This is a genomic window from Streptomyces turgidiscabies Car8 (assembly GCF_000331005.1).
Taxonomy (GTDB): domain Bacteria; phylum Actinomycetota; class Actinomycetes; order Streptomycetales; family Streptomycetaceae; genus Streptomyces; species Streptomyces turgidiscabies.
The window spans coordinates 1-5536 of the sequence record NZ_AEJB01000379.1; the positions used below are offsets into that span (position 1 = coordinate 1).

9 protein-coding genes are annotated in these 5536 nt (G+C 70.7%); 6 read left to right on the forward strand and 3 right to left on the reverse strand.

Annotation, left to right across the window (positions count from 1 at the left end):
- Positions 1-86: 86 nt before the first annotated feature.
- From STRTUCAR8_RS48465 to STRTUCAR8_RS28145, 5 genes are all read left to right on the forward strand, one after another.
- Positions 87-509, forward strand: coding sequence for a hypothetical protein (locus STRTUCAR8_RS48465; RefSeq protein WP_048818839.1), 423 nt, complete (start codon positions 87-89; stop codon positions 507-509).
- Positions 506-694, forward strand: a complete 189-nt coding sequence (locus STRTUCAR8_RS28130; protein ID WP_006379481.1) for a hypothetical protein — start codon at positions 506-508, stop codon at positions 692-694. The genes STRTUCAR8_RS48465 and STRTUCAR8_RS28130 overlap by 4 nt, the downstream gene beginning before the upstream one ends.
- Before the next feature lie 95 nt (positions 695-789).
- Positions 790-1098 (forward strand): hypothetical protein, encoded by a 309-nt coding sequence (locus STRTUCAR8_RS28135; protein ID WP_234372487.1) that lies wholly within the window; start codon positions 790-792, stop codon positions 1096-1098.
- Between the two features lie 182 nt (positions 1099-1280).
- The gene (locus STRTUCAR8_RS28140; protein ID WP_006379483.1) at positions 1281-2009 is read left to right on the forward strand and encodes a hypothetical protein; all 729 of its coding nucleotides are present in this window, start codon (positions 1281-1283) and stop codon (positions 2007-2009) included.
- Positions 2010-2149: 140 nt separating this feature from the next.
- Complete coding sequence (locus STRTUCAR8_RS28145) at positions 2150-2713, forward strand: YdeI/OmpD-associated family protein (protein ID WP_407705428.1); 564 nt, start codon at positions 2150-2152, stop codon at positions 2711-2713.
- Positions 2714-2742: 29 nt separating this feature from the next.
- Here STRTUCAR8_RS28145 and STRTUCAR8_RS28150 read toward each other — a convergent pair whose 3' ends face one another.
- Positions 2743-3045: a protealysin inhibitor emfourin gene (locus STRTUCAR8_RS28150; RefSeq protein ID WP_044473023.1), complete on the reverse strand. Its 303-nt coding sequence runs from the start codon at positions 3043-3045 to the stop codon at positions 2743-2745.
- Complete coding sequence (locus STRTUCAR8_RS28155; protein ID WP_006379487.1) at positions 3042-4283, reverse strand: M4 family metallopeptidase; 1242 nt, start codon at positions 4281-4283, stop codon at positions 3042-3044. Before STRTUCAR8_RS28155 ends, STRTUCAR8_RS28150 begins: the two co-directional genes overlap by 4 nt.
- A gap of 267 nt (positions 4284-4550) precedes the next feature.
- Between STRTUCAR8_RS28155 and STRTUCAR8_RS28160 the strand changes: the two genes are divergently transcribed.
- On the forward strand, positions 4551-4793 hold the full coding sequence (locus STRTUCAR8_RS28160; protein ID WP_006379486.1) for a hypothetical protein: 243 nt from the start codon (positions 4551-4553) through the stop codon (positions 4791-4793).
- 34 nt (positions 4794-4827) lie between these two features.
- Here the strand turns inward: STRTUCAR8_RS28160 and STRTUCAR8_RS28165 are convergent.
- Positions 4828-5536: NAD(P)-dependent oxidoreductase (locus STRTUCAR8_RS28165; protein WP_006379482.1), on the reverse strand; the 709-nt coding region annotated here is incomplete at its 5' end.

Consider the following 5536-nt stretch of genomic DNA (forward strand, 5'->3'; position numbering starts at 1 on the left):
CCGCACGTTCCACGCCTCCCGTTAATTCGTGGTGAGTCGCCACCTCACGCTGTACGTTGCCCTCATGACCGACAGCCGAAAGGGCAGTGCCGCGTAGGCGCCCGTCCGCCCTGCGGGGCGAGGTCTCCGTACGGAGACAGCACCGGCAGCGCCGCGCCTCCATCGACCGGATCTCCGGATCCTGCGCCGCCGACATCCACCGGCTCGAACTGAGCCGCCACTGGCCGGAGTCGACGGCGGAGGCCCTCTCGCAGTGGCGGGTTCTCGCGTACGGGCCGGCGCGCAGGTTCGCGGAGCCCTTCCCGGCGCAGTCGTGCGGGCTCCCCGGCTGCGGGTGCTGCCCGGGGTACTTCCGGGATCACCTCGAAAAGGTGCTCCACGCCCTGCCCCGGAAGAGCGCACGCGAACTGCGCCTGCTCGTACGGTCGTTGGACCGCACGATCCTTGACCGCGCCAGAATCCTCCGCGCGGACCACCCCGACGAGCCCTGGTGGCGTGAACAGCTGTGAGCAGAAGACGTTACGTCGCCCGAGGCGTCCCCGGCGGCTACCGCATCTGGGACAACCGGGGCCGCCGCTGGTGGGGCGACCTGTACGAGCTGTGCCCCGACGACCTGCTCACCGAGCTGAACGGGACAGCCGATCAGGACCGGCTCACCGCGCTCCTCAAGCGGTACCGGGCGCTGAAGCGGTAGGGGCCCGGTCCAGGGGCCCTGGGAAAAGGTGTAGCGGGCTACACCACGGGTTCGGGAGAGCGCTCCCTCGTGGCCGGGAGGCGTTCCCGGCATCGTTGGTCTCGGAGGCAGACGCCTCCCCGATCACCTTCTCCAGCCTCTCCCACCTGGCCCTTTCCGGGCCCACCTGGAAGGACATCTCCATGAAGTCCCTGCTCGCCTCCAAGCCGGTCCTCTGGTTCCTGTTCCTGTTCAACCTCGTCGTCGCGGCTGTCGCGCCCTTCGTCGTGGACGGTACCCAGGGCGTCATGACCGCCGTAGGCATGGGGGTCGTCTCGCTCGGCGCGGGCGCCAGCCTCCTCAAGAGCCGCGGACAGCAGCAGGGCCGGCAGGCGCACGGGGCACACCGGCAGCAGCAGGTCTGAACTCCTCCCCTGACAGCCGAATGGCGCCAGGCGGGGCAGCAGGGGCCGGAACGTCGAAATGCGCAGGTCAGGAGCGCGTCAGGGGACACCCTGGCGGTTACTTACGGTCGGCGAGCGGTTGCGGGCGGTCGCGGGTGTTCACACCCTGGGCCCAAAGAGAGCAGCTCTCGAAAGGACTGCGCATGCGCGCCCTCGTATCCCGTTCCGGCCTCGGCCACCGCTCCCGCGGGCTCCTCCTCCCGTCGTCCGTCGTCTGCGCCGCACTGATATTCGGACCGGTCGGCACGGCCGCCGCCGTCAGCGACGCGAGCCGGGACGCCTACGCCTCCATCGGCGCCCGCACGTCGTGGTCCTTCGCGTCCGTGGCATCGTCCACGGCCTCCCCGTACGCGGACCGGATGCTCAAGCGGCTCGGCGCCCTGGACCGCGCCGACCGGAGCGACGTACTCGCCCCGGTGCTGAACGTCCTGACCGACCTCACCGTGCAGACGGGCACCGGTCGCCTCACCGCGACCCAGGCGGCCGGGTTCGCCGAGGCGGTCGAGACGGCGAAGGTGTCGCTCAAGCAGCGCCTCGCGGACCGCACCGGCAAGTCGAACAGGGTCGCGGCAGCCATGGCCGACCCGATCTCGGACCTCCTGGACCAGCTCCAGGCAACGCTCAGCGGCCTCCTCGACACGGTGACCGGCCTGGTCGGTGGCCTGCTCGGCACGGTCACGGGCCTGGTGAGCGGCCTCCTCGACACCCTCGGCAACCTCCTCGGAGGCCTCCTGGGCGGCCTGCCACCCCTCCCGGTGGAACTGCCCCCGGTCGCGCTCCCCCCGCTGGAACTGCCCCCGGCCCCGCTGCCGGCGCCGCTCACGGCAGGGGACGTGGCGGCAACGGGAAGTACGGCGAGCACGGTTCAGTGACCCGGGCACGCTAGCCCGGCGGCCGGATGGCCCGTCCCGTCGACTGTCGCCGGGACGGGCTTCCGTTCCGGCGAAACCGTGCCCATGACGTCGTCCGGATGTGATTCGCTGCCGGGGTGACTCAGGACCTGGAAACAGTCGTGTTCGAATCCGCCGAGGCCTTCGAGGCATGGCTCGGTGAGAACCACACGGCCTCGCCCGGCATCTGGCTGAAGCTGCGCAAGAAGGGTCCCGGAATCGTCGCGCTGACCTACGCCCAGGCCCTGGACGTGGCGCTCTGCTACGGCTGGATCGACGGCCAGAAGGCCGCGGTCGACGACGGGTGGTGGCTCCAGCGGTTCACTCCGCGCCGGCCGCGCAGCAGGTGGTCCAAGGTCAACTGCGGCAAGGTGGCCGTCCTGATCGAACAGGGCCGGATGCGTCCCCAGGGGCTGGCGGAGATCGACCGGGCCAAGGCGGACGGCCGTTGGGAAGCGGCGTACGACAGCGCGAGGACCGCCACGGTGCCCGACGACCTCGCGGCGGCCCTGCAGGCCGACCCGGCCGCGGCGGCGTCCTTCGAGACGCTGGACCGGCAGAACCGCTACGCGATCCTGTACCGCATCCAGGACGCCAAGAAGGCCGAGACCCGCGCCCGCCGGATCCAGACGTACGTGGAGATGCTGGCGAAGGGCGAGAAGCTCCTTCCCCAGCCACGCCCCTGATGTGATCACGCGGCCGACGGCCCGCCCGGTCAGGCGGCGAAGTGGTTCTCGAGCCACCTGAGCAGGGCCGCGAACGCCGGGGACATGGTGGTGTCCGACTGGACGAGGACGGTGGAGCGGCCGTCGTCGTCCACCGTGATCGTGTAGCTCATCGCGTCCCTCGCCCCGCCGGGCCGGTCCTCCTCGGCGGGGTACGGGACCGCCGCCGCGACCAGCGCGGTCAGTTCCGCGGCGGCGTTCCCGGGGAGTGCGTCGGTGTCCAACTCCTTCGGCGGGAGGCCGAGTCGCATCGCGGCCGCCTGCCCGCCGTGCTTCGCCAGAGTCACCCTCATCCGTGGGTCACTCGTTCCCGTTGCAGCGCGGTCACGGCCGATGACAACCCCGTCACCTGGGCGGACAGTGCCTCGACCTGCCGGCTCAGGGCTGCCAGGCCGTCCTCGCGCCCGACGCCGCCGTTCTGGCTGCTCGCACCGTCCCGGCCGGCCGAGCGGCTCCGCGACCGGGCGACCCCGGCCGGGACCCCGGTGATCTGGATGCCGACCTCCTGCCACGCCGCCAGCACGCCCGACTGTTCGGCGCTGTCGGCCCCGTACAGTTCCTCGGCCTTCTGGTACGTGGTGTCCGCGAAGTCCTGGAACTGCGTGTCGACGCTGGACGCCTTGAGCGACTCGTACCAGATGAGCCCCGGAGCCTCCCAGGCGAACCCGCCGATGTTCGTCGCCGTCAGGTAGAACGCCTTGTTCGGGATACCGGAGTTGATGTGCACCCCGCCGAGGTCCCCTCGCTCGGTGTCCGGCAGGTGGACGAAGTCGCGCATGTGGTCCGGCTGGGGGTCCTTGCCGAACAGCTCGTTGTCGTACGCGTGGCCCGGAGCCTTCATCGACCGCAGGGCGTCGGCGTCGATCCCGGGGGTGAAGACCTCGGTCCCGATCAGCCAGTCAGCCGTCTCGGCCGACTGCTTCATCGACCACTGTTTGACCAGCGACCCGAAGACGTCCGACATCGACTCGTTCAGCGCCCCGGACTGGTTGTGGTAGGCCAGTCCCGCGGTGAACTCGGTGACCGCGTGGGTCAGTTCGTGGCCGATCACGTCGAGGGACCCGGTGAAGTCGGTGAACGTACTCCCGTCGCCGTCACCGAACACCATCTGACGTCCGTCCCAGAACGCGTTGTTGTACTTCACGTCGAAGTGGACATAGGCGTCCAGGCGCATTCCCCGGTCGTCGAGGGAATTCCGCTGCAACACGCTGCTGTAGAAATCGCGCGTGATGCCGAGACCGTCGAACGCCCGGGTGACGGACACGTCCGCCGACGCCGCTCCGTCCTCCGACTGGGCCAGTGTGGCGAAGGGAAGGGACCTGCCCTGCTGGCAGTCGAACACGGTCCGCCGGCCGTTGCCCGCCGAGGCGGCGCCGACGAAGGAGGCCCGGACCCCTCGCTCACCGCGCAGCCGAGCGGTGGTCAGCAGGGTGTCCAGGGCGGCCTGGCGTACCCCGTGGTCGTCGCTCCCCAGGAGCTTGTCGAGAAGGTGCGGGGGAATGATGCAGTTGACGTGGCGGGTCCTGCTCATGGAAGACCTCCTGTGCGATGGGAACGCCGGTGAACTGGGTCGGGTGATTACCGAAGAAACCGGGCCGGACACAAGGCCGTCACAGAAATCAAAACCATCGCGGAGAACCAAGGAGAAAAGCGAGACATCAACAGTTTCCTGCCGCCCGTGATGACTGGCAAACGCAGCACGAGCCGCGTCCCGTCACCCGGACGGCCCTCGCCGGTGGCGGCCCCGGGCCGGAGTTGCTGGCCTTGGACCCTCGCCCGCCACCCAGGGAGCAGCCGTATGCCCGGCCCGAACGAGAATCCCGTCCCGCCCGGTTCCGACCCCCTCACCGAGACCTTCGCCTTCGCCTGTCTCGAGTGCGGCGCGGCCTGGAACCGCACGTTCGACCTCGTCTCCCTCTTCGACCCGGCGGGCTGCCTCAACCCCCTGGAGTACGTCGACGAGGACGGCCGCGCCATGCACTCCCCCCTGACCGACGCCGTGTGCGGCGCGTGCGGCAGCCGCAAGGTACGGGTCGGCTGAAGCCGGACCGGCTCGGAGCCGACCGAAGGCCCGCCTACTTCTCCTCGACGGACTTCTCGTCGAAGGAGGCGAAGTACGCGGCCGCCATGTCCTCGTCCCCGTGCCCCTGTTCGACGGCACGCCGGAACCGTTCGGCGCTCGCGGCGGCCACGTCCAGCCGTACGCCGCCCCGCTCGCCCGCCTCGACGATCAGCCGGGCGTCCTTCGCGGCCGTCGACACCGCGAAACTCGCCGGAGTCAGCTTGTCGTCCAGGATCAGGCCGGCCTTGGCTCGCAGGTAGCCCATGTCGAGCGGGCCGCCCGCGATGACGTCGAAGAAGCTCTGCGGGTCGACCCCGAGGGCCTGGGCGAGGGCCAGCACCTCGCCGGTCGCGCTGGTGGCGGCGAGCACCCAGCTGTTGGCGACGAGCTTGAGCCGCGTCGCGCTGCCCGCCCCGCCCTCCTCGCCGGTCCACACCGTACGGGCGCCGACCGCGTCGAGGACGGGCCCGAGGGCCGCCCGGTGCTCCGTCGGCCCGGCGGCCAGCACGAGCAGCTGCCCGGCCTCGGCCGGCTGCCGGGTCCCCAGCACGGGCGCGTCGAAGAAGGCTAGCCCCCACTGACTCGCCATCGCGCCGAGTTCACCGATGGCGTCCACCCCGGCGGTCGTCGACTGCATCCACACGGCCCCCGGACGGAGCGCGGGCGCGGCCTCACGCATGACGTCCCGGACGGCGTCACCGTCGTACAGCATCGTCAGGACG

What these genes read in the sequence shown, in the direction of transcription:
- STRTUCAR8_RS28155 (WP_006379487.1), bottom strand. Translation starts at nt 4,283, where the DNA reads ATGAGCAGGACCCGCCACGTCAACTGCATCATTCCCCCGCACCTTCTC.
- STRTUCAR8_RS28150 (WP_044473023.1), bottom strand. Translation starts at nt 3,045, where the DNA reads ATGAGGGTGACTCTGGCGAAGCACGGCGGGCAGGCGGCCGCGATGCGA.
- STRTUCAR8_RS28160 (WP_006379486.1), top strand. Translation starts at nt 4,551, where the DNA reads ATGCCCGGCCCGAACGAGAATCCCGTCCCGCCCGGTTCCGACCCCCTC.
- STRTUCAR8_RS28140 (WP_006379483.1), top strand. Translation starts at nt 1,281, where the DNA reads ATGCGCGCCCTCGTATCCCGTTCCGGCCTCGGCCACCGCTCCCGCGGG.